Annotated in this window: 2 protein-coding genes; both read right to left on the bottom strand. The window is 57.6% G+C overall.

Features of this window, described 5'->3' with window-relative positions:
* Nucleotides 1-413: IS66 family transposase (locus tag K1I94_RS11275; protein WP_206640860.1), on the bottom strand; the 413-nt coding region annotated here is incomplete at its 3' end.
* A gap of 49 nt (nt 414-462) precedes the next feature.
* On the bottom strand, nt 463-809 hold a 347-nt coding region (gene tnpB, locus K1I94_RS11270; protein ID WP_064757247.1), incomplete at its 5' end, for an IS66 family insertion sequence element accessory protein TnpB.

Below are 809 nucleotides of genomic sequence, written 5' to 3'. Positions count from 1 at the left end.
AGCTGTTCGGCGGTATCCTCGCCCAGATAGCTCAGTGAACCGCCGCAGTTCGGGCAGCACGGCGCCGCAGGCAACAGTCGCTTTTCGTCACGGGGTAGTGATTCAGGGAACGGCTTACGGGTGCGGGTCTGACGCAACGGACGCTGTACTGCCGGGTCATACACCCTACCAGTCAGCGTATCGCTCTCTTTCTGAAGCCGGTTCAGATCGGCTTCCATTTGTGCGATACGGCGGGAGACTTTTTCGGAACGACTGCCGAAGTTCATCCGGCGGAGTTTATCCAGCTGCGCCTGCAGATGGTCTATTTCGCGCTCCCGGTTGCTCAGCTTTTCCTGCAGGGCGTGGATCAGCGCTTCCTGTTCGGCCAGGCGCTGTTTCAGCAGGAAGATGTCGTCAGAAGAGATGTCGTTCATAAGCCCGTATTTTACCGGGCTTATTCTGTGACAACCAGGATAAAGAGATTTACAGCATGGTCAGGGAGGTCAGCAGCCGCTTAGGCTGTCGCCAGTCGATACCTTCCAGCAGCATCGCCAGCTGCGCCTGTGTAAGGAACACTTTGCCATCACGGGCTGACGGCCAGGCGAAGCGCCCACGCTCCAGCCGTTTGGTCAGGAGGCACAGTCCGTCACCGGTGGACCACAGCAGTTTAACCTGACTGCCGCTGCGGCCCCGGAAAATGAAAACATGGCCGGACATGGGATCGTCTTTCAGCGCCGTCTGTACTTTCGCAGCCAGGCCGTTGAAGCCATTTCTCATATCAGTGATACCGGCAACCAGCCAAATTTTGGTCCCGGAAGGTAACGGGATCA

The sequence above is a fragment of the Streptococcus sanguinis genome, assembly GCF_019929145.1.
Lineage (GTDB): Bacteria > Bacillota > Bacilli > Lactobacillales > Streptococcaceae > Streptococcus > Streptococcus sanguinis_U.
Note: the sequence above shows the minus strand (reverse complement) of the source record. Positions and strands in the feature narration are given on the sequence as shown.